This is a genomic window from Candidatus Pelagibacter sp. (assembly GCF_052049575.1).
In the GTDB taxonomy this organism is placed as follows: domain Bacteria; phylum Pseudomonadota; class Alphaproteobacteria; order Pelagibacterales; family Pelagibacteraceae; genus Pelagibacter.
Window position 1 is genome coordinate 243,609 of the sequence record NZ_JBNGZQ010000002.1, and the last position, 19,920, is coordinate 263,528.

General features: G+C 26.2%; 21 protein-coding genes. 7 read left to right on the forward strand and 14 right to left on the reverse strand.

The window, feature by feature from the left end; translation table 11 throughout:
• Positions 1–3 precede the first annotated feature (3 nt).
• Positions 4–741: a triose-phosphate isomerase gene (locus tag ACTT9C_RS04860; protein ID WP_440923373.1), complete on the reverse strand. Its 738-nt coding sequence runs from the start codon at positions 739–741 to the stop codon at positions 4–6.
• Positions 742–797: 56 nt separating this feature from the next.
• On the opposite strand from ACTT9C_RS04860, the gene ACTT9C_RS04865 reads away from it, so the two are divergent.
• From ACTT9C_RS04865 to gltX, 7 genes are all read left to right on the forward strand, one after another.
• On the forward strand, positions 798–2,213 hold the full coding sequence (locus ACTT9C_RS04865; protein WP_440923374.1) for a SurA N-terminal domain-containing protein: 1,416 nt from the start codon (positions 798–800) through the stop codon (positions 2,211–2,213).
• Entirely contained in the window at positions 2,210–3,670 is a 1,461-nt protein-coding gene (gene trpE, locus ACTT9C_RS04870; RefSeq protein WP_440923375.1) for an anthranilate synthase component I, read from the forward strand. Before ACTT9C_RS04865 ends, trpE begins: the two co-directional genes overlap by 4 nt.
• Positions 3,667–4,236, forward strand: coding sequence for an anthranilate synthase component II (locus ACTT9C_RS04875; RefSeq protein WP_440923376.1), 570 nt, complete (start codon positions 3,667–3,669; stop codon positions 4,234–4,236). The genes trpE and ACTT9C_RS04875 overlap by 4 nt, the downstream gene beginning before the upstream one ends.
• 5 nt (positions 4,237–4,241) lie before the next feature.
• A complete protein-coding gene (gene trpD, locus ACTT9C_RS04880; RefSeq protein WP_440923377.1) occupies positions 4,242–5,234 on the forward strand; it encodes an anthranilate phosphoribosyltransferase in 993 nt (330 codons plus the stop codon).
• Positions 5,227–6,018, forward strand: a complete 792-nt coding sequence (locus ACTT9C_RS04885) for an indole-3-glycerol phosphate synthase TrpC (protein WP_440923378.1) — start codon at positions 5,227–5,229, stop codon at positions 6,016–6,018. The genes trpD and ACTT9C_RS04885 overlap by 8 nt, the downstream gene beginning before the upstream one ends.
• An 88-nt stretch (positions 6,019–6,106) precedes the next feature.
• Entirely contained in the window at positions 6,107–6,784 is a 678-nt protein-coding gene (lexA, locus tag ACTT9C_RS04890) for a transcriptional repressor LexA (RefSeq protein ID WP_440923379.1), read from the forward strand.
• Positions 6,785–6,806: 22 nt separating this feature from the next.
• The gene (gltX, locus tag ACTT9C_RS04895; protein ID WP_440923380.1) at positions 6,807–8,204 is read left to right on the forward strand and encodes a glutamate--tRNA ligase; all 1,398 of its coding nucleotides are present in this window, start codon (positions 6,807–6,809) and stop codon (positions 8,202–8,204) included.
• Here the strand turns inward: gltX and lpxB are convergent.
• Genes lpxB through rpsB form a run of 13 tightly spaced genes read right to left on the reverse strand, consistent with a single transcriptional unit; the run spans position 8,184 to position 19,873 of the window.
• Positions 8,184–9,320, reverse strand: a complete 1,137-nt coding sequence (gene lpxB / locus ACTT9C_RS04900; protein WP_440923381.1) for a lipid-A-disaccharide synthase — start codon at positions 9,318–9,320, stop codon at positions 8,184–8,186. The genes gltX and lpxB overlap by 21 nt on opposite strands.
• Positions 9,317–10,111 carry an LpxI family protein gene (locus ACTT9C_RS04905; protein ID WP_440923382.1) on the reverse strand — a complete coding sequence of 265 codons (795 nt, stop codon included), beginning with the start codon at positions 10,109–10,111 and terminating at the stop codon, positions 9,317–9,319. Before ACTT9C_RS04905 ends, lpxB begins: the two co-directional genes overlap by 4 nt.
• Position 10,112: 1 nt before the next feature.
• Positions 10,113–10,889 (reverse strand): acyl-ACP--UDP-N-acetylglucosamine O-acyltransferase, encoded by a 777-nt coding sequence (lpxA, locus tag ACTT9C_RS04910; RefSeq protein ID WP_440923383.1) that lies wholly within the window; start codon positions 10,887–10,889, stop codon positions 10,113–10,115.
• Positions 10,886–11,863 carry a UDP-3-O-(3-hydroxymyristoyl)glucosamine N-acyltransferase gene (lpxD, locus tag ACTT9C_RS04915; protein WP_440923384.1) on the reverse strand — a complete coding sequence of 326 codons (978 nt, stop codon included), beginning with the start codon at positions 11,861–11,863 and terminating at the stop codon, positions 10,886–10,888. The genes lpxA and lpxD overlap by 4 nt, the downstream gene beginning before the upstream one ends.
• A gap of 54 nt (positions 11,864–11,917) precedes the next feature.
• Positions 11,918–12,370: a 3-hydroxyacyl-ACP dehydratase FabZ gene (gene fabZ, locus ACTT9C_RS04920; RefSeq protein WP_440923385.1), complete on the reverse strand. Its 453-nt coding sequence runs from the start codon at positions 12,368–12,370 to the stop codon at positions 11,918–11,920.
• Positions 12,371–12,381: 11 nt separating this feature from the next.
• Entirely contained in the window at positions 12,382–12,900 is a 519-nt protein-coding gene (locus tag ACTT9C_RS04925; RefSeq protein WP_440923386.1) for an OmpH family outer membrane protein, read from the reverse strand.
• On the reverse strand, positions 12,900–15,143 hold the full coding sequence (gene bamA, locus ACTT9C_RS04930) for an outer membrane protein assembly factor BamA (protein WP_440923387.1): 2,244 nt from the start codon (positions 15,141–15,143) through the stop codon (positions 12,900–12,902). The genes ACTT9C_RS04925 and bamA overlap by 1 nt, the downstream gene beginning before the upstream one ends.
• 11 nt (positions 15,144–15,154) lie before the next feature.
• Positions 15,155–16,318: a 1-deoxy-D-xylulose-5-phosphate reductoisomerase gene (gene dxr, locus ACTT9C_RS04935; RefSeq protein WP_440923388.1), complete on the reverse strand. Its 1,164-nt coding sequence runs from the start codon at positions 16,316–16,318 to the stop codon at positions 15,155–15,157.
• Positions 16,318–16,989, reverse strand: a complete 672-nt coding sequence (locus ACTT9C_RS04940; RefSeq protein WP_440923389.1) for a phosphatidate cytidylyltransferase — start codon at positions 16,987–16,989, stop codon at positions 16,318–16,320. The genes dxr and ACTT9C_RS04940 overlap by 1 nt, the downstream gene beginning before the upstream one ends.
• On the reverse strand, positions 16,989–17,663 hold the full coding sequence (gene uppS, locus ACTT9C_RS04945; protein WP_440923390.1) for a polyprenyl diphosphate synthase: 675 nt from the start codon (positions 17,661–17,663) through the stop codon (positions 16,989–16,991). The genes ACTT9C_RS04940 and uppS overlap by 1 nt, the downstream gene beginning before the upstream one ends.
• Complete coding sequence (frr, locus tag ACTT9C_RS04950; protein ID WP_440923391.1) at positions 17,660–18,211, reverse strand: ribosome recycling factor; 552 nt, start codon at positions 18,209–18,211, stop codon at positions 17,660–17,662. Before frr ends, uppS begins: the two co-directional genes overlap by 4 nt.
• Positions 18,211–19,062 carry a translation elongation factor Ts gene (tsf, locus tag ACTT9C_RS04955; RefSeq protein ID WP_440923392.1) on the reverse strand — a complete coding sequence of 284 codons (852 nt, stop codon included), beginning with the start codon at positions 19,060–19,062 and terminating at the stop codon, positions 18,211–18,213. Before tsf ends, frr begins: the two co-directional genes overlap by 1 nt.
• A gap of 16 nt (positions 19,063–19,078) precedes the next feature.
• Complete coding sequence (gene rpsB, locus ACTT9C_RS04960) at positions 19,079–19,873, reverse strand: 30S ribosomal protein S2 (protein WP_440923393.1); 795 nt, start codon at positions 19,871–19,873, stop codon at positions 19,079–19,081.
• Positions 19,874–19,920: the final 47 nt, after the last annotated feature.

Here is a 19,920-nt window from a genome sequence, read left to right on the forward strand (position 1 = left end):
GGCTTAATTATATGTTTTTTTAATTATATCAATGAATTTTTTCGCTTCTTGCGAGGCTCCTCCAATTAAAAATCCATCTATATTTCTTATCAATTTTAACTCTCGAATATTTTTTGGATTTACGGATCCACCATATAAAACTTTATTGTTCCTAACTTTATCTTTTATAAAATCAATTGTTTTTAATAATTCACTAGATTTTGGGATAACACCTGTTCCAATAGACCAAACTGGTTCATATGCAATTATTATATTTTTAGTTCTTTGAACTTTATTTAAACCGAGTTTAATTTGTCTTGATAATATTTGTTTTGTAATTTTTTTTCTTTTCTGACTTAAAGTTTCACCAATACAAAAAATCACCTTTAAACCAACTTTAATAGCTGCTTTAACTTTTAAATTAATTAATTTATCTGTCTCTCCAGATTGTCGATTTTCTGAATGACCGATTATAACATATTTAGCCCCTACACTTCTTAACATAGACGGATTAACTGATCCTGTTAATGGAGCGTAACTCATGCTCTCATGACAATTTTGAGCACCTACTTCAATACGGGTTTTAAGAAATTTTTCTGACATTAGATTTATTAACGTATTTGGTGGGCAATAAATTATTTTAATTTTTTTCGATTTTTTAAAAGTTTTTAAAAATTTTATTACTTTTTTTACTGAATTTAATGTACCCAAATTACCGAACATTTTCCAATTTGCGATAAAATACATATATTTATTTGTCATCCAGTTAAATTTAATCTATAGGTTTGCTTTTTATAGATCAATAAATTTATATAATTATGATTGGAAGTTTTAGAAATTTCGCAAAAACTAAATTAGCAGGTGTATTTGTTTTTATAATCATTATTCCTTTCATTTTTTGGGGAATGGGAAGCATGTTTAGTAGTGGAAATACGAATACTATTGTAAATATAAATCAATCAAATGTTTCAACAGAAGAATTTATCAATTATATAAATACCTCTGGAATTCCTCAGAATACAATAAGAGAAAAATTAAATGATAATATTATTGAGGAATTATTATCTGGATTGATTTCGGTAAAAATTTTAGATTTAGAAATCGAAGAATACGATTTGATTGTTTCAAAAGAGACACTACTTAGATTGATAAAAAAAAATAAAAATTTTTTAGATGAACAGGGAAATTTTCAAAGACTAAAATATGAAAAATTTTTACTTGAAAATAATCAATCAGCGCCTCAATTTGAATTACGTTTAAAAAATCGTGAATTACAAAAAAACTTATTTAATTATGTAGGTGCTGGGACTGTTTCTCCGAAATTTTTAGTAAAAAAACTTTATGAGGAAGAAAATAGAAAACTTGAGGTGGACTATATTAATTTAAACGAATTTTATAAAAAGAAAGATAGTTTTACAAATAATGATATTATAAAATTCTTAGAAGAAAATAAGAATGATCTAAAAGTGGAATATCTTGATTTTAATTATTCCATAATAAATCCTAAAAATTTAGTTGGAGTAGATGAATTTAATCAAGCTTTCTTTAATAAAATTGACCAAATAGAAATTGATATTTCAAATGAACTTCCTTTTGAAACCATAATTACAAACTTTAATTTAAAATCTAAAAAAATCAAAGATTTTAGATTTACTTATGATAAGAGCGACTTAGAAAAAAAAATATTTGAGGCCAGAAATAATGAATTTGATATCATTGAATTTAAGGATGATTATATTCTTTACAAAATAATAAAATCAGAACAACGTTCTCCTAACCTAGATGACCCTACTATAAAAGAAGAGGTCTTGGGACTGATGTTTGAAAAGAATAAATATGAATATAATAAAGATTTAATAAAAAGAATTGATAAAAAAAATTTTAACAATAAAAATTTTGTAGAAATGGGAAACAATAAAATCGAAAATTTAATATTAAAATCTATCAAAGATAACAAAAAATTTGATATTAATGCTGTAGAACTTCTTTACTCATTACCTGTAAATTCTTTTACTCTTATAAATGACGAGATGAGCAACATTTATTTGGCTAAAATAAAGAACTTTAAAAACGCAACAATGGAAAATAATGATAAAATAAAAGAATATGAGAGTAAACAAAATTCTAATTTAAAAAATAATATGTTAAAGTCATACGATTTATATCTCAACAGCAGATATGATGTTACTTTAAATCAAAAAACAATAGAACGAGTTAAAAATTTCTATCAATGAACATAAATCGAAGCTTCAAAGATTTTAAGTTTCGACATAGAAGTAATAAGAATCAAATCATATATACTTCAAAAAAAATTAAAGAAGATGAGGAGATCTTAAATTTAATAGATAACTTTTTAAGTGAAAAAAATAGCTTTATATTTGAGTCGGTGGAAAAAGGTAAAATCAAAGGAAGATACACTATATTTGGTAAAAATCCCGATAAGATATGGGAATTCAGAAATAAAACTTCTTATTTAATTCAAAATAAAAAAAAAATTAAACTTAAAGACAAACCTGAAAATCTGATTGAGCAAATTATTGAGGAATTTAAATTTGAAACTCCCAAAAGTTTACCAAAATTATGTTCTTTAATCTCAGGATACTTCTCTTATGACTCAATAAGATATATAGAGAAAATCCCGAATAATTGTAAGGATGATCTAAATATACCTGATGTAAGACTTCTTCGACCGAGAACACTTATAATTCACGATAATTTAAAAAAAAAGATATTCTATATTATAAATATCTATAAGGATGAAAAAATTAAGAATTATCAAAAAAAATATGATGAGGTAAAATCAGATCTTTTTAGATTACTAATTCAATCATCGATTAAGAATATAGATTACAATACTCGATTAAAATCAAAAAATATTAAAGTTAAATCGAATACGACCAAAAATAGATTCTTACAAATGGTCGATAAAGCAAAAAAGTATATAAAACTGGGAGATATATTTCAGGTAGTTTTAAGTCAAAGATTTGAATCTAAATTAACAAAAAAACCAATAGATATTTATAAAAAACTTAGAGTAACTAACCCATCGCCTTTCATGTTTTATTTCAATTTTAGTGACTTTCAAATTATTGGCGCAAGCCCAGAAATACTAGTAAGACTTAGGGATAATAAAATTACTGTAAGGCCAATCGCTGGAACCAGACCAAGAGGCAAGACATTGAGAGAGGATCGTTTTTATGAAAAAGATCTTCTTAGCGATAAAAAAGAACTTTCAGAGCACTTGATGTTGTTAGATTTAGGAAGAAATGATGCTGGTAAAGTTTCAAAAATTAATACAGTTAAAGTAACTGAGAGCTTTATTATTGAGAGATATTCTCATGTAATGCACATAGTTTCAAATGTCATCGGTGAATATAATAATAAATTTTCAAAGTTTAAATCACTTCTAGCTGGTTTTCCTGCAGGAACTGTTTCAGGAGCACCAAAAATAAGAGCTATGGAAATTATCGATGAATTAGAATCAACTAAGAGAAAAGTTTATGCTGGTGGTATTGGTTATTTTTCAGCAAACGGAGAGTTTGATACATGCATAGCTTTAAGAACAGCTGTCGCTAAAAATAATAAATTTTATGTTCAAGCTGGCGCGGGAATTGTTGCTGATAGTAAACCTTTAAAAGAGTACGAGGAAACTGTTAATAAAGCAAAAGCTTTAATAAATGCTTTAAAATGAAAAAAATAATTCTTATAGATAATTACGATAGTTTCACTTTTAATCTTTATCATTACCTATCTTCATTAAAAGTTAAGGTAGATGTAATAAGAAATGATCAGATTACATCTAATGAGATATTAAAAAGAAAATATAATAAAATTGTAATCTCACCAGGCCCAGGTAATCCTGATCAATCAGGTAATTGTTTAAAAATAGTAAAATCTTTATATAAAAAAATTCCAATTCTTGGTGTTTGTCTTGGACATCAAATTATCGGACAGGTATTTGGCTCTAAAATTATTCAGGCTAAAAAACTAATGCATGGTAAAACAAGCAAAATTTACTCAAAAAAGTTGGGAATTTTAAAAAATCTTCCAAAATCATTTGAGGCAACACGTTATCACAGCTTAATTATTGATAAAAAAACACTATCAAAACATCTTGAAATCACCGCTGAGAGCAAAGATGGTTTAGTAATGGGTGTTCAGCATAAAAAATATGGTGTTCATGGAGTGCAATTTCACCCTGAAAGTATTAAAACTAAACTAGGTATTAAAATTTTAAAAAATTTTATTAGACTTTAAAATTAATGGAACAATTCATAGATAAAATTAAAAATAAAGATGATCTCTCCTTTGAGGAAAGTAAGGCAGCTTTCGAATTATTAATGGAAGGTAAGGCAAATGAACAGGAAATATTTGATTTTTTAACACTTTTGTCTGCTAAAGGTGAAGTTTCAAATGAGATTGCTGGAGGAGTATACGTTCTAAGAAATAAATCAAAAAGAGTAAATGTGCAAAATTGCATCGATACATGTGGTACAGGTGGTGATGGAATGAACACACTCAATATTTCAACAGCTTCTGCATTATTGCTTGCAAGTATGGGTGTTAAGGTAGCAAAACATGGAAATAAAGCAGTATCTTCTAAATGTGGATCCGGCGATGTTTTAGAGGCATTAAATATAAAAATTAATTTAGAACCAAATGATATTGAGTCACAAATTGAAAAAAATAATTTTGGTTTTATGTTTGCACCAAATTACCATAGTGCAATGAAATACGTTGGACCTACAAGAAAAAAAATTGGTAAAAGAACAATTTTTAATATGATTGGTCCTTTGAGTAGTCCAGCTTTAGTTAAAAGACAAGTTGTTGGTGTTTTTGAAAAAAAGTTATTAAAAACATTTGCTAACGCTTTAAAAAGTTTAGATATTAAATTTGCATGGATCGTCAATAGTGAAGATGGTTTAGATGAAATTTCACCCTATGCTAAAACAAATGTTATTCAATTAAAAAACAATATTATATCAGAAATCGTTATTGATCCGAAAGAATTAAATATAAATGCAGATAAATTTGAAAATCTTGTTGGTAATGATGCAAAATTTAATGCTAATAAAATGATTAGAATATTTAAAGGTGAAGATAATGATTTTTCTAAAGCAGTATGTTTAAATGCTGCAGCAGGATTGATTGTTAACGAAACTTATAAAGAGTTTACCGAAGCGTATAAAAATGCAAGAGAGCATATTTTATCAAACAAAGTTATCAAACATTTAGAGACAATTCAAAATGCCTGAAAATGTTCTCGAAAAAATAATTAAAAAGAAAATAGAAAAAATAGAAAATTCTAAAAAAAATATATCAATAGGCTCATTAAATGAATTAATAGAGAAAAATAAAATGTTTATTAATTTTAAAGAAAATATTGAAAAAAATATTAAGGAAAATAAATTTTCAATTATTGCTGAGATTAAAAAAGCTAGTCCTTCTGCAGGTGTAATCATAAATGATTATGACCCTGTGAAAATAGCTAGTATATATAATGATAATAAAGCTACTTGTTTGTCTGTTTTGACCGAAGAAAATTTTTTTTTAGGAGATTTGCGACATATAAGTGAAATTAAACAGAATATTAATTTACCAATTCTTTGTAAGGACTTTTTTGTAGATAAATTTCAAATTCCATTAGCAAAAAGTTATGGAGCTGATGCTATATTAATTATATTAGCTGGTGTAAGTGAAAGTCTTTCAAATGAGTTATATGAGGAAGCTTTAAAATTTAATATGTCTGTTATAGTTGAGGTGCATACAGTTGACGAAGCAAAACAAGCTTTAAAATTTGAAGATGCATTAATTGGTATTAATAATAGGAACTTAAAAACTCTTAAAACTGATATAAATACAACTTTTGATATTCATAATGTTTTGGTTAATCATAAAGGTCCATTAATTTCTGAAAGTGGAATAAAAACAAAAGATGAACTATTAGAACTCTCAAATAAAACTTCTATTAAAACTTTTCTAATTGGTGAATCACTTTTGAAAAATTTGGAAAATAATTCTATTTTCTCAGTTCTTTAGTCAAATAGTTCCCTATTTTATTGGGTTTTTTACTATTGTTAATTGAAAAGAACTTTTGTAGAACAGATTTTGTACGATATTTGTTCTTATGTTAACAAAAAAACAAAAAAACCTGCTTTTGTTTATCAACAAGAAGTTGAGAAGCTCTGGTGTTTCTCCATCTTATGAGGAGATGAAAGCTTCGTTAAACCTTAAATCTAAGTCTGGGATTCATAGACTTATAAGTGCATTAGAAGAGAGAGGTTTTATTAAAAGACTTGCTCATAAAGCAAGAGCATTAGAGGTAATTAAATTGCCAGAAACGGCTTCTGCAAATGATATTTATAACAGTTTTTCACCAAGTGTTATTAAAGGTGGTTTGGATGACGAAAATTTATCATCAGATGATGCTGAGGTACCTGTTTTAGGAAAAATTGCTGCTGGAACACCTGTTGAGGCTATTCAAAATGAAGTTTCAAGAATACCTTTGCCAAGTAATTTAGAGAAAAATGGAGATTATTTTGGTTTAAAAGTTCAAGGGGACTCTATGATTGAAGCTGGAATTCATGAAGGTGATACAGTAATTATTAAAAGAACAGATACAGCTGATAATGGAAAAATTGTTGTTGCTCTAATTGATGAGCATGAAGCTATGTTAAAAAGAATTAGGAAAAAAGGTAAAGTTATTGCTTTAGAAAGTGCCAACAAAAATTACGAAACTAAAATATTTGGACCTGATAGAGTAAAAGTTCAGGGTGTATTAGTATCTTTATATAGAAACTTCTAAAAAAATAGTCTAAACCATTTTAATGAAAAAAGTAGCAACTAGATTTGCTCCCTCACCTACTGGTGCATTGCATATTGGAGGTGTTAGAACAGCTTTATTTAATTGGTTATACTCCAAAAATCACAATGGTAAATTTTATTTAAGGGTGGAAGATACAGATAAAGAAAGATCTAAAGATGAATTCAAAGATCAAATAATACAATCACTTAAATGGATTGGTATCGACTATGATGGGGAAGAATATATTCAATCAAAAAAGGTAGATGATCACATAAAAGTTGCAAATGAGCTACTTAAAAATGGTAATGCATATAAATGTTATTGTTCAAGTGAAGAAATAGAAGAACAAAAAAAAAGAGCAAGGCAAAAAAAAATCCCCTATATTTATGATAGAAAATGGAGAGATAAAAGTGAAAATGATGCTCCCAAAGATATTAAACCTGTTATAAGATTTAAAAGTAAGATTGATGGAACATCAATATTGAAAGATTTAGTTCAAGGTAATGTCGAAATAGAAAATAATACTATTGAAGATTTTATTATCTTAAGAAATGACGGGACTCCCACATATAATTTATCAGCATCCGTAGACGATCATCAAATGAATATGACACATATTATAAGAGGTGACGATCATAAAATAAACACCTTTAAACAAATACAAATTTATCAAGCCATGAAATGGGAATTACCCTCATTTGCTCACATACCATTGATACATACAATTCAAGGAAAGAAATTATCAAAGCGAGATCAGGCTTCTACATTAGATGATTATTCTAAAATTGGTATTATGCCTAATGCTTTAAGAAATTATCTTCTAAGATTAGGATGGTCTTATAAAGATAAAGAAATATTTACTTTAGATGAAAGTATTAAATATTTTAATCTTGAAGGAATTGGTAAATCACCATCAAAGCTTGATATGAGTAGAATTTTATCAATGAACGAACATTATATTAAAAATATTAATGAAAATGATTTATTCAATCAATTAACTGAATATTGCAAATTATATAAAAGTGAAATTCAATCAGATAAAAAAGATAAGATTAAAAAATCTCTTACATTCTTGAAAAATAAAGCAAAAACTTTGGAAGATATATTTAATAATGCTCAATATATTATAAAAGATGAGGTCGATTTTAATAAAGATGATCTTAAATTAATTGATGATAAAGCAATAAAAGTAATTTCTGATTTTAAAAATCAATTTGAAAAAATAGACGTGCCATCGAGAGAAATTTTAGAACCAATAGTGAACGATCTCATAAAGTCACACGGCACAAATTTTAAGGGTGTTGGACAACCATTGAGGATTGCTTTAACAGGTTCGAAGTTCGGACCTGGAATTTATGATATAATTTTATCCTTAGGAAAAGAGGAAGTTCAAAAACGACTAAGAGCTAAGATAGCTTGAAACTACCTTAGTGGCCTCTGATGATGAAGAAGTTTTAGATTTAATCTCATTTAAAGTCTTATCTACAGCGAGAATTTGTTTTTTCATAAGTTCAGGATTTTTTAAAAAATATACTACAGATCTAAAAATTTCTTTTGAATTACATTCTTTTTGAATTAATTCTGGAATTATTTCTTTTTGGTTAATTATATTAATTATATTTGCAAATTTTATCTTAACTAAAAATTTTACAATAAAAAAATTAATAAAATTCATTTTATAAATTATAATAGATGGAACTTTTGCATTGCAAATTTCAAGTGAAACAGTTCCTGATTTTGCTACAGCAAAAACGGAGTTTGATAGTATTTTTAACTTAATATTTTCATCGGATATGACCTCAACATTATTGTAGTTTGTTTTTTTAATCTCATCTTTAATTAAATCTTGGTTTTGATCAGTTGCATGAAAAACAAAGTTGTATTTATTAAATTTTTCATTCATTAATTTAATAAAGTTTAACAAAATTGGTAAAAGAATATTGATTTCAGATGCACGGCTTCCAGCGAATAAAGATATAATTTTTTTATTTTTATCAATTAAGTTTGATAAATCTGTTTTAACATTCTCTTTATTTTCAAGTAATGGATGGCCAACGAAAGTATTCTTAATATTTTCTTTATCAAAGTATTTCTTTTCAAAATTGAATAACAATAAAACATGATCTAAAAACTTTTTAAAATTCTTAACCCTACCCTCTCTCCATACCCATACTTGTGGTGCAACATAATGTATTGTTTTTATATTAGGATTTATACTTTTTACTTTTTCAGCAACTCTTAAGGTAAAATCTGGACTATCAACACTAAATAAAATATCTGGATTAAACTCTATTATTTTTTTTACAGTTTCATTTATTTTATTTCTGATCTTAAATAAATTCAAAATGACACTAGTAAAACCAATATAAGTTATTTCTTTAAGATCATATATTGATTTGACACCAAGTTTTTTTAAATGAGAGCCCCCAACACTTAAATATTCTATATCTGAGTGACTTTGTTGAAGGTTATTAATTACAGTTGATGCTAATTTATCACCTGAGGGCTCACCAGTTAATATAAAAATTTTTTTCATTTAACTGAAATAAACATTTTATTTTTATTAGCAAAGCTAATACATTTATTTTTGTCTAAAAATACATGTTGTTTATCTTTTACAACAATGCCTTTTAATCCAGCTGTCTTACTTTGTTTTAATGTTTTTAAACCAATAGTAGGTAAGTCAACTCTAAGATCCTGTTTCTTTTTTGGAAACTTAACTAAAACACCATGGTTTCGAAATTTTTTGCTTTTGCTTTTTTCAAGCATTTTGTTAGTTCCACCTTTTCCCTCTATTGAAATTACTTTTTTATTTCTTACTACTACAGCTTGGCTGTAATTATATTCTTTTAAATTATTTAGCGTTTTAATCGCCTTCTTAATATCTAATTGATCAGTATTATTAGGTTTAATCTTTGAATAATTTCCCTTTTTAAGTGTAAGCTCTGGATTAAATTTAAGAGAATTTTCTGTTTTTATATTGTTTTGATCTAATATCTTTATAATTTCTTTCAAAATTGCAGCATCACCAAGCTTCGATGCTTTAATAATTCTTGGAATATAATAAATCCCTTTAAAATCTAGTTTTAACTTGGAAAAGTTTGGTTTGTTAACTTTTCCTGCAAATAAGACTCTTTTACAGCTATTTTCCTTTAAAATATTAACTATTTTACCAAATTGACCTATAGAGACTGAATAAGATTTACTCTCTTTTTTAAATCTTTTTGATTTAGATAAATCAATTATTAAGTAGTTTATTTTTTTTTTCTTAATTGTATTAAGTATTTTATTTGGAAAATCTGTGTCACCAAAAATTAATCCTATCATCTTATGAAAATGGGGTACAAATAGATCTTTTTTTATCCTTAGTAATAAATTCTATTACTTCTTTAACTAATGGATTTTTCTGAAATGAGCCATTTAATTTACTTATATTTTCATTGATATTTTTAGTAGCGAAAATCTCTTTATATGCCTCGCTTAATCCTAAAATATCCTTATTTTCAAATTTAGCTCTTCTTAAGCCTATTAGATTTAATCCCTGCAACGAATTTCTGTTTCCTGTTGATAATCCATACGGAATAACATCATTTAGCACTCCAGTCATTCCTCCAATCATTGCCATTTTACCAATTCTTGTAAACTGTTGAACAGCAGAATTACCACCAATAACTACATTGTCTTCGATAATAGCGTGACCACCTAAAGGTACATTGTTTGCTATAATTACATTATTACCAACCTGACAATCATGGGCTATGTGAGATGAAATCATAAATAAACAATTATTTCCAATTACAGTCTTTCCTCCTCCACCAATTGTTCCAGGATTTATTGTTACATACTCTCTTATTTTATTATTATCACCAATAACTAAACTTGTTTCTTCACCATTATATTTCAAATCTTGAGGATCATTAATTGAGACAAATGGATAAATCTTATTTCCTTTTCCAATTTTAGTATTTCCAGTAATGCTTACATGTGAGTGGATCTCTGTATTCTCTCCAATTTCAACATTAGGACCAATGACAGAATACGGTCCAATCTTAACGCTTGTATGAATTTTTGCATTTTTATTAATTATAGCTGTTTTATCTATCATTTATTTTCTCTAATAAAGTTTTTTAAATCTTTTGCTGGATAGCCCATCACTTTAGAGTTATCAGGAATGTTTTTAATTACGCCACTACCGCCACCTATTTGCACATTATTGCCAATTTTAAGATGTCCTGAAATACCTGCCTGACCTCCAATCATAACATTATTTCCTAAAGTAGAGCTTCCTGCAAAACCTACTTGTCCAGCAATAATACAATTTTCACCAATTTTAACATTGTGTGCTATATGTATTTGATTATCTAAATATGTATTTTTTCCTATAATTGTATTTGAAAGAGAACCTCTATCTATTGTAGATCCACAACCTATTTCTACATTATCCTCAATTATTACAATCCCTATTTGGGGATATCTAAAATTAGCATCTTTATTTGGAAAAAAACCAAATCCTTTTTTCCCAACTACACATCCATCTAAAATGTGAACGTTATTTTTAATTAATGAATTTCTAATAATTACGTTTGATCCTATAGAACAATTATCACCTATGTTGACATTTTTTTCTATGATTGAATTATGACCAATTAAACAATTTCCACCAATTTTTACGTTTTCACCAATAAGAACATTTTTTCCGAATTTTACTTTGTCTTTAAATTTTGTCTCATTTATATCTTTAACAGTTCCATCATAATTATCAGTGATAGAGTCAGGATAAAAAATTTTTGTTATTTGAGCAGTATGCAATAAAACTTTGTCCGTAATAATAGGCTTACAGTTATCAGGTAAAAGTGATTGAAAATTTTCTGACGTTAAGCAATAGGAGGCTTTAGTTTTTTTTGCTAAATCAGTGTATTTTTTTGAGTGAAGAAAAGTTACCTCATTTTTTTGAGATGAGTTAAGGTCTTTTATATCTGTAATTTTATCATCTGGTAAATTATTAATTTTTAATTTAATTGTCTTAAGCAGAAAATTAATGCTATGTGGTCCAGTATTTTTGAAAAAAGGATTAGTCATTAATAAGTTTAATATCAAAACTTATTTTAAAAGCTTATCAAGATTTATTGCTAATTATTTCCTATCAACAATTGTAGCTGACCACTGAGCATCTGACATTTTTTTACCATTCACAAAGGCTTCTCCCTTATACTTCCAAACTCTTCCGTGTGATCTTATCGCTTCAATATTTAATTCAAGTTTACAATCAGGTATTACAGGATTTCTGAATCGTGCTTTTTCAACACTCATTAAAAAAACAAGCTTATTATCATATTCTTTTTTATCTATACCATGAGCAGTTAATGCAGCAGCTGCTTGCCCAAATGCCTCAACAATTAAGACACCTGGTAAAACTGGATTACCTGGAAAATGTCCATCCACATAAAATGAGTCCTTTTTAACATTCATTATTGCTGTAGCTGAGTGAAGATGCTTTATATTAATCAATTCATCTATAAGCAACATTGGTTCCCTGTGTGGTAATAATTCTATTATATCCTTTTTTGTTAGTTTATTTGTAGTCATTTTGTTTAATTTTATTCAAATTTTATCTTTTTATGTTTTTCATTGAATATTTTTAAAATTTCTTTCGTAATGTCAAGATTATCATCACCAAAAATAATTTTTTCTTTTTGGAGTAGAATTTTTATTGACTTATTTTTTAGAAAACTAGTTATAATTGGATTAAGTAAATCTAAAATTTTTTTTTTTGATTTTACTCTAAAATTTTCAAAATCTGTTTTTTTATTATTTCTTAGGTCATTAAAATTTTTTAATTCTTTATCATATTCTTTAACTAATTTATCAAATTCTTCTTTTTTTATTATATTTTTTTGTGAAACAATTTTATTTTTTTTATTTTCTAAATTCTTTGCTAAATCATTAAGTTCAGTTTCAATTTTTTTAGTTTTATTTTTAATTATTTTATTTAGAGACATACCGGCATCGGAATTATTAACTATGTAATTAATATTAATGAATCTTATGCTATCATCGGAATGTGAAATTCCTGTAAATAAAAAAAAAATTAATACTAACAATGAAAAAAATTTCATTAAAATTGTGTTCCTAAATTAAATCTAAAAGTTTCAGTTTTATCTGAAGATGCTTTTGATAAGGCATTAGCAAAAGAAAAACTTAATGGACCGATTGGTGTCATTAAATTTAGTGCAACACCTGCTGAAGATCTAATTGTACTTTTATCATCTAAAGAACTATTATAGTCTATACCCCAAATGTTTGCGGCATCCAAAAAAACTCCTACATCAAGATTGTCCAATGCCTGTAAGATATTTGGTAAAGTTGCAGACATATTCACAGAAGTCAAATGATTACCACCTATATAATCGCCATTTTCTACAGGACCCACTTTACCTTTCTCAAAACCTCTTAATCTATGAGAGGGTATATATAGTCTTTTTGAAATTCTAACATCATCACTTAAGCCAGTTATTGTTTTTCCAAAAAAACTCACTTTTCCAACCATGTCAGATCTAGTTGATAATTTCTTAAATTTAGTAATATCAAAAGAATTCGAAAGTTCTGAATTATCAGAAACTATTGGTAGTTCTTGTGAAAAAGTTGTTACAAAACCATCTTCTGTTCTAAACTTTTTATCTCTCAAATCCTGATTTATTGAATAATTAAAATATAAATCAGTATAAGATCCTTCTTGCTTTTTAATTGTATTAGACGCCTTACCAGAAGTTTCTAAATCTTCAATTAAAAAATCTAATTCAGGACTTAAGTAAATATTTTGAAATTGTTCAAATCTTGTTCCAAGAGAAAAACCTAATTCAGTAGTTTTATATCCAGAGTCTGTTAAAAAGTCTGATGTAGAACTTTTTAAAGATGTAAATAATGTATTATCAGTATAATTAAAATTAGGTCTAGCATAAACAAATTGACCTTTAATAGAGTCAGCCGTAAGTTCAAAAAAAGTATTTAAATTAATTCCTTTTCCTAAAAAATTATTTTCTTTAATACCGGCTCCAAAAGTTTCTCCTCCGGTACCAAAACCAGCAGTTACAGAAATTTCGCCTGTTGGCCTTTCCTCAACGTCTAAATCTATAACTTTAAAGGTATCTTGAGAACCCTTTATGATATTTGTATCAACTTTTTTAAATATACCTAAACTTTGAATATTATTTACAGATTTATTGAATAAAATTTCATTAAATGGGTCTCCTTCGTCAACAATCAAATTATTACGAATAACTTCTTCTAAAGTATTAAAATTTCCACTAATATTTATTTTTTCAATATAAAATTTTTCACTTTCAGAAATATTTATTTCAAAATCGATTTTATCACCCTCAACTTTTTCAGTTATTGATGCATTAATAAACTCATATTGTTTTGTTAAAGCAATATTGTCTATATCTTTTAATATATCGTTAATTTTTAGTAGTGAGTATTTTTTACCTTTTAATTTTGGGAATTTTCTGACAATTGGTTTAAATAAATTTGGATCATAATTTGATGGAAGATTAAGTGTAAAATCATTAAAAAAATATTTTTTTCCTGGAGTTATATTGAAAATAAGATTAAAATTAGAATTCTTATCAAATTCAACAAATGAATTTTCAATTTTTATATTGTAATAACCATTATTTCTAAAATAAGTTTCTAATAATCTTTTATCTAGATCAATTAACTCTTTATTAATATATACGTTTCTAGAAATAAACTTCCAAAACTTATGTTCATCCGAGGCAATAACCTCTTTAAGTCTTTTGTCTTTAAAAATTTTTTCACCTAAAAAAATAATCTTTTTAATTTTGGCTTTTTCACCTAGCTCAATATTAATTTTTAAATCGACTGTATTTAATTCATCATTTACATTTTTTGAGCTTGAAATTTTAGCAAAATAAAATCCGTTGGTTTTTAGAATATTACTTATTAAATCCAAATCAGCTGATAATAATTCTTGATCAAAAGATTTCATTTCACTTAATTGCATCTTATCTTTAATAAATTCCACCAGAGATTGTTTTTTAATACCCTCTAATTGTAAATTTTCAATAATTGGATTTTCCTCTACTTTTAAAGATAAAATTTGATTTTCAAAATTTAAAATTATATTCCTAAAAAAATTTGTCTTATAAAGATTTTTAATTACTCTATCTAATTCAGATTTTGTAACTTCATCGTTTAAATTAATATCTGAAAAGATAATTATTGTTTCGTCTGAAATTCTTTTATTTCCTGAAATTTCGAATTTTTTAACTATTTCAGAACTAACAGATGTTAATAAGAAAAAAAATAATATTACTATTTTAAGTAAAAAGTTTGCCATAAATAATCGCTTTATATACCTAAAGTGTCTAATTTTAAATGAACATAATCTCTTAGATTATATATATCTTTTAAGTTTTTTGGCTGGATTTTCTTCAATTTTTGAAATTCTTTTAAATTTGAAATTTTATGAATCAATTTAATGAGTTTTTGAAAATTAATTTTTTTCTCTAAAAATTTATAAACTAAATAATCATTAACTGTAATTAAGGCTGTTTCAAATAAAGATGGATTTTTTGGTAATTTGTTAATTAATTTCACTAATGGGAACTTTCTTATATCTACTTTTTTTAAATCTAAATTATTTAAAGTATTCAAATCTAGAGGATTACTAATTAACCCTTTACCATTTTTATAATAAATTGAATTATAAATAGGTATTCTCATATCTGGCTCATGAATAAGAAATTTAGTTAAACCATTTTTAAATTTAATAATTGCATGGACATAAGATTTAGGATGTATAAGAATTGAAATATTTTTATAGTCAACATCAAAAATATTTTTTGCCTCAATTACCTCAAAAACTTTGTTCATTAATGTTGCTGAGTCTATTGTGATTTTTTTTCCCATACGCCAACTTGGATGTTTAAGAGCATCTTTTAATTTTATTTTTTTGAACTGCTTTTTTGGTAAATTCCTAAATGGCCCTCCAGAAGCTGTAATATAAATTTTTTCAATATCATTTTTCTCTTTATTTTCTAAGAGTGAAAAAATTGAAAAATGTTCAGAGTCAACAGGAATAAATTTAGTTTTATGTTTTTTTAATTCTTTTTTAATAAGTGGCCATCCACATATAATTGCCTCCTTATTTGCTATTGCAATTAATTTTGTATGAGTAATTATTTTATGTGTAGGCAATAATCCTCCTATACCAGAAATAGCACTCATAACATAATCGACTTTTTTCGGTAAAATCTTTTTTAGATTATCAAAGTTTTTAAATACATTAATTTCTTTTCCTTGATAAAAATTTTTCAATTTAATGAAACTTTTGAAGTCAGTGATTACTACATTTTTAACATTGAATTCTTTAGCCTGATTAATTAAATCTTTATAATTTGTATTAGCAGTTAGTAATTCTATCTTAAAATTTTTTTTATCTTTTTTTATGATGCTTAATAAAGATTTCCCGATGGAACTTGTTGAACCTAAAATAGCTATTTTTTTTTTCATCAAAATAATTTAAAAAATATATAAAAGATTGGTATTACAAAAATCAAACCATCAATTCTATCTAGCAAACCTCCATGTCCAGGAATAATTTTACCCGTATCTTTCACTTTCACTAATCTTTTAAAATATGAGATGATCAGGTCTCCTATTTGACTTATTAAAGAAATCGATAAAATTAATAAAAGATAATATAATTGCGTTTTAGTATTAAACCCGTTATAAATCTCGTCTTCAGTTAAAATTCTAAGCGAAATTGGAAAGTTATTTAACATTAATATCCCAATTATTAATGAACAAACAAAACTTCCAAAAACTCCAGCAAAAGTTTTATTAGGACTAATTTTTGTCAATTTTGGTCCTTTAAAAGTTTTTCCAAAAATGTAACCACCTAAATCTGTAAAAATACATATTAAAATTACAAATAAGAAATTATATAAACCAAAATTTTCTCTAAATCCAAATGCATGTAAAAAAGATAAAAATAAAAAAATAATTCCAAAAATTTTAAGTGAATTAAATTTTTTACACATTTTTATCCACTCATAACTTGTTAATAAAAATGCTATAATTAAAAAAAATGCAAAAAAAACAGATCCTTGAATTATAAAGAATATCGCTAATGGTATCAAAATAAGTGAACTCAATATTCTTTTTTCAAATTCTTTGATCATTAAATATTTCCAAAATTTCTTTTGATGTTCTTATATTTCCTAATTATTTTATTATAGTCTTTTTCATTAAAATCTGGCCATAATTTTTTTTCAAAAAATATCTCTGAATAAGCTAATTGCCATAATAAGAAATTACTTAATCTTTTTGTATTTCCTGTTCTAATCAATAAATCTGGATCAGGTACATTTTTGGTTTGCAGATATTTCTTTAAATTTTTTTCATTAATAACTTCTTTATTATCTTTTAATTGTTTGAAAGCATCAATTAACTCTACTTTAGAACCGTAATTAAGAGCTAAATTAATTTGTAATCTTCTATTTTTAGTAGTTCTTTTTTCAGAAAATCTTAAAAGATTATTCAATCTTGTTGAAAAATTTATTTTTCCGATAATTTTCAGCTTAATTTTTTGTTTATTAAGATCCTCAATTTTATCATTTAGAAAATTTTCTAATAAATTAAATAAAAACTTTATTTCTTTTTTGGGTCGCTTCCAGTTTTCTGTTGAAAATGCGTATAATGTAAGAAACCTAATGTTATTTTTGATAGTTTCATTTATTATTTTTTCGACAGTATCTATGCCAGCTCTATGTCCTGCATTTCTAGAATTTTTGTTTTTTAATCCCCATCTACCATTACCATCCATGATAATAGCTACATGATTTAATGGGTTCATATGGTCATTATTTCTTTTTCTTTAGTTGAAACCTTTTCATCAACAGTTGCAATATGTTTATCAGTTATATTTTGAACACTTTTTTCGTAAGACTTTTCCGCGTCCTCTCCAATTTCTTTAGATTTTAAAAGTTTTTTTAACTCTTCATTTGCGTCTCTTCTTATATTTCTAATTGAAATTTTACACTTTTCTCCCATTGCTTTTATTAACTTTTTAAGTTCAGTCCTTCTCTCTTCATTCAATTCTGGTATTGGTAATCTTATTAGTTGACCGTCTATCTGAGGATTTAATCCTAATTCTGATTTTTTTATTGCCGCATCTACTAAAGGCACATTATTTATATCCCAAACTTGGATATTTATCATTCTAGGTTCAGGCGTTGTGATACTTCCAATTTGATTTATAGGCATTTGTTGACCATAAACATCTACTTTGACAAGGTCTAACATTGCAGAATTAGCTCTACCAGTTCTTAATGAAGATAATTCTTTAGAAAATACCTCAATCGCTTTATCCATTTTAAGGCTATGTGATTTCTCATCAAACATTATTCGCCTATCTTAATTCTACTAAATTCCTTAATTTTTAAATCACTTATAGCTAATTCTTTTAAAACATCTTGAACTTTTTTTTTTGGTTCCATTACCCAGGCTTGAGTCAACAGAGCATTCTCCTCTTTAAATTTGTTCATTTTACCTAAGCTTATTTTTTTTGCAATTTCTTCAGGTTTGCCAGAATTTTTTAATTCTTCTGTAATCAATTCTTGTTCTTTTTCTATAATTGCTTTGTCAATTAGGCTAGCGTCTAGAGCTAGAGGGTTTGAGGCTGCAATATGCATTGATAATTGTTTTCCAAACAGATTGACTGTTTCTGAATTTTCTTTTGTCTCGAGAGAAACAACTACTGCTAATTTACCCAAATTGTCTTTAACAACTGTATGTAGATATCTATAATTTACAGAGGAAGTATTTGAAATAGTTTTAATTTTTCCAATTGTAATTTTTTCACCAATCTTTGCAATTAAAGCTACAAGGTTATCATCAACAGACGATCCATTTTTCATTTTAGCTTTTTTAAGTTCTTCAAGATTTGAATTAGTAAAGTTATTTAGTTCACTCAACTCCTTTACAAAATTAATAAAATCGTCATTTTTCGCCACAAAATCTGTTTCACAATTTACTTCAATTATTGATGTCTTTTTTTCATCACCACTTATAGCTACTACACCCTCCTTAGCCTCTCTAGACATTTTTTTTGAGGCTTTAGAAACTCCCTTTATTCTTAAAATTTCTATAGCTTTATCTAAATCACCATTAGATTCTTTTATGGCTATATTACAATCTTTAAAACCTGCGCCAGTTGCCTCTCTTAGCTTCTTGACTTTTTCAATATCACTCATTTTTAATTTACTTAATTTATTGTTTTACTTTAAATTTTTCGTCTAATTTTTCTCGATCTTTTTCTTGAACAGTTTTTATTGATTTAGTCTCCATTTTTTTTATCTCTTTTTTTTCAACTACTGGAATTAATTTTTTTGCTGAAATAATCGTCTCTTTAATTAGATTACAATACAAATCTATCGATCTTCTAGCATCATCATTACCTGGAATTGGGAAATCTATACCATCAGGATTTGAGTTACTATCTAAAATAGCAATAATCGGAATTCCTAATTTAACTGACTCTTGAATCGCAAGAGACTCGTAATTAGTGTCAATAATGAATACTAAGTCAGGAACTTTTTTCATTTCTACAATTCCACCTAAAGATCTTTGAAGTTTATCTTTTTTAACACTCATTTTAAGAAGTTCTTTTTTTGTAAAACCACGATTTTCAGATACTAAATTTTGTTCGAGTTGTTTTAATTTTTTAATTGAGTTTGAAATAGTTCCCCAATTTGTCAGCATTCCCCCAAGCCATCTATAATTTACAAAATACTGATCAGTTTCTTTGGCGACTTCAGCTATTGCCTCTGAAGCTTGTTTTTTTGTTGAAACAAATAATATTTTTCCATTATTAGATATAACTTCGTGAATTTTTTCCAGTGCAACTTTAGTAAGTTCTAAAGTTTGAGTTAAATCAATAATATGGATTGAGTCTCTTTTTCCAAAAATATATTTTTTCATTTTTGGATTCCATCTAAGTGTTTTGTGTCCTAAATGAACTCCTGCTTCTAATAATTGTTGGATTGTAACGTTAGGTATTTTCATATTTATTCCCGGTTAAGCCACCACAGTAATTTCCAATTAAGGACCGG

Coding starts and splice junctions, on each gene's coding strand:
- ACTT9C_RS04860 (WP_440923373.1), bottom strand. CDS start 741: ATGACAAATAAATATATGTATTTTATCGCAAATTGGAAAATGTTCGGT.
- ACTT9C_RS04865 (WP_440923374.1), top strand. CDS start 798: ATGATTGGAAGTTTTAGAAATTTCGCAAAAACTAAATTAGCAGGTGTA.
- trpE (WP_440923375.1), top strand. CDS start 2,210: ATGAACATAAATCGAAGCTTCAAAGATTTTAAGTTTCGACATAGAAGT.
- ACTT9C_RS04875 (WP_440923376.1), top strand. CDS start 3,667: ATGAAAAAAATAATTCTTATAGATAATTACGATAGTTTCACTTTTAAT.
- trpD (WP_440923377.1), top strand. CDS start 4,242: ATGGAACAATTCATAGATAAAATTAAAAATAAAGATGATCTCTCCTTT.
- ACTT9C_RS04885 (WP_440923378.1), top strand. CDS start 5,227: ATGCCTGAAAATGTTCTCGAAAAAATAATTAAAAAGAAAATAGAAAAA.
- lexA (WP_440923379.1), top strand. CDS start 6,107: ATGTTAACAAAAAAACAAAAAAACCTGCTTTTGTTTATCAACAAGAAG.
- gltX (WP_440923380.1), top strand. CDS start 6,807: ATGAAAAAAGTAGCAACTAGATTTGCTCCCTCACCTACTGGTGCATTG.
- lpxB (WP_440923381.1), bottom strand. CDS start 9,320: ATGAAAAAAATTTTTATATTAACTGGTGAGCCCTCAGGTGATAAATTA.
- ACTT9C_RS04905 (WP_440923382.1), bottom strand. CDS start 10,111: ATGATAGGATTAATTTTTGGTGACACAGATTTTCCAAATAAAATACTT.
- lpxA (WP_440923383.1), bottom strand. CDS start 10,889: ATGATAGATAAAACAGCTATAATTAATAAAAATGCAAAAATTCATACA.
- lpxD (WP_440923384.1), bottom strand. CDS start 11,863: ATGACTAATCCTTTTTTCAAAAATACTGGACCACATAGCATTAATTTT.
- fabZ (WP_440923385.1), bottom strand. CDS start 12,370: ATGACTACAAATAAACTAACAAAAAAGGATATAATAGAATTATTACCA.
- ACTT9C_RS04925 (WP_440923386.1), bottom strand. CDS start 12,900: ATGAAATTTTTTTCATTGTTAGTATTAATTTTTTTTTTATTTACAGGA.
- bamA (WP_440923387.1), bottom strand. CDS start 15,143: ATGGCAAACTTTTTACTTAAAATAGTAATATTATTTTTTTTCTTATTA.
- dxr (WP_440923388.1), bottom strand. CDS start 16,318: ATGAAAAAAAAAATAGCTATTTTAGGTTCAACAAGTTCCATCGGGAAA.
- ACTT9C_RS04940 (WP_440923389.1), bottom strand. CDS start 16,989: ATGATCAAAGAATTTGAAAAAAGAATATTGAGTTCACTTATTTTGATA.
- uppS (WP_440923390.1), bottom strand. CDS start 17,663: ATGAACCCATTAAATCATGTAGCTATTATCATGGATGGTAATGGTAGA.
- frr (WP_440923391.1), bottom strand. CDS start 18,211: ATGTTTGATGAGAAATCACATAGCCTTAAAATGGATAAAGCGATTGAG.
- tsf (WP_440923392.1), bottom strand. CDS start 19,062: ATGAGTGATATTGAAAAAGTCAAGAAGCTAAGAGAGGCAACTGGCGCA.
- rpsB (WP_440923393.1), bottom strand. CDS start 19,873: ATGAAAATACCTAACGTTACAATCCAACAATTATTAGAAGCAGGAGTT.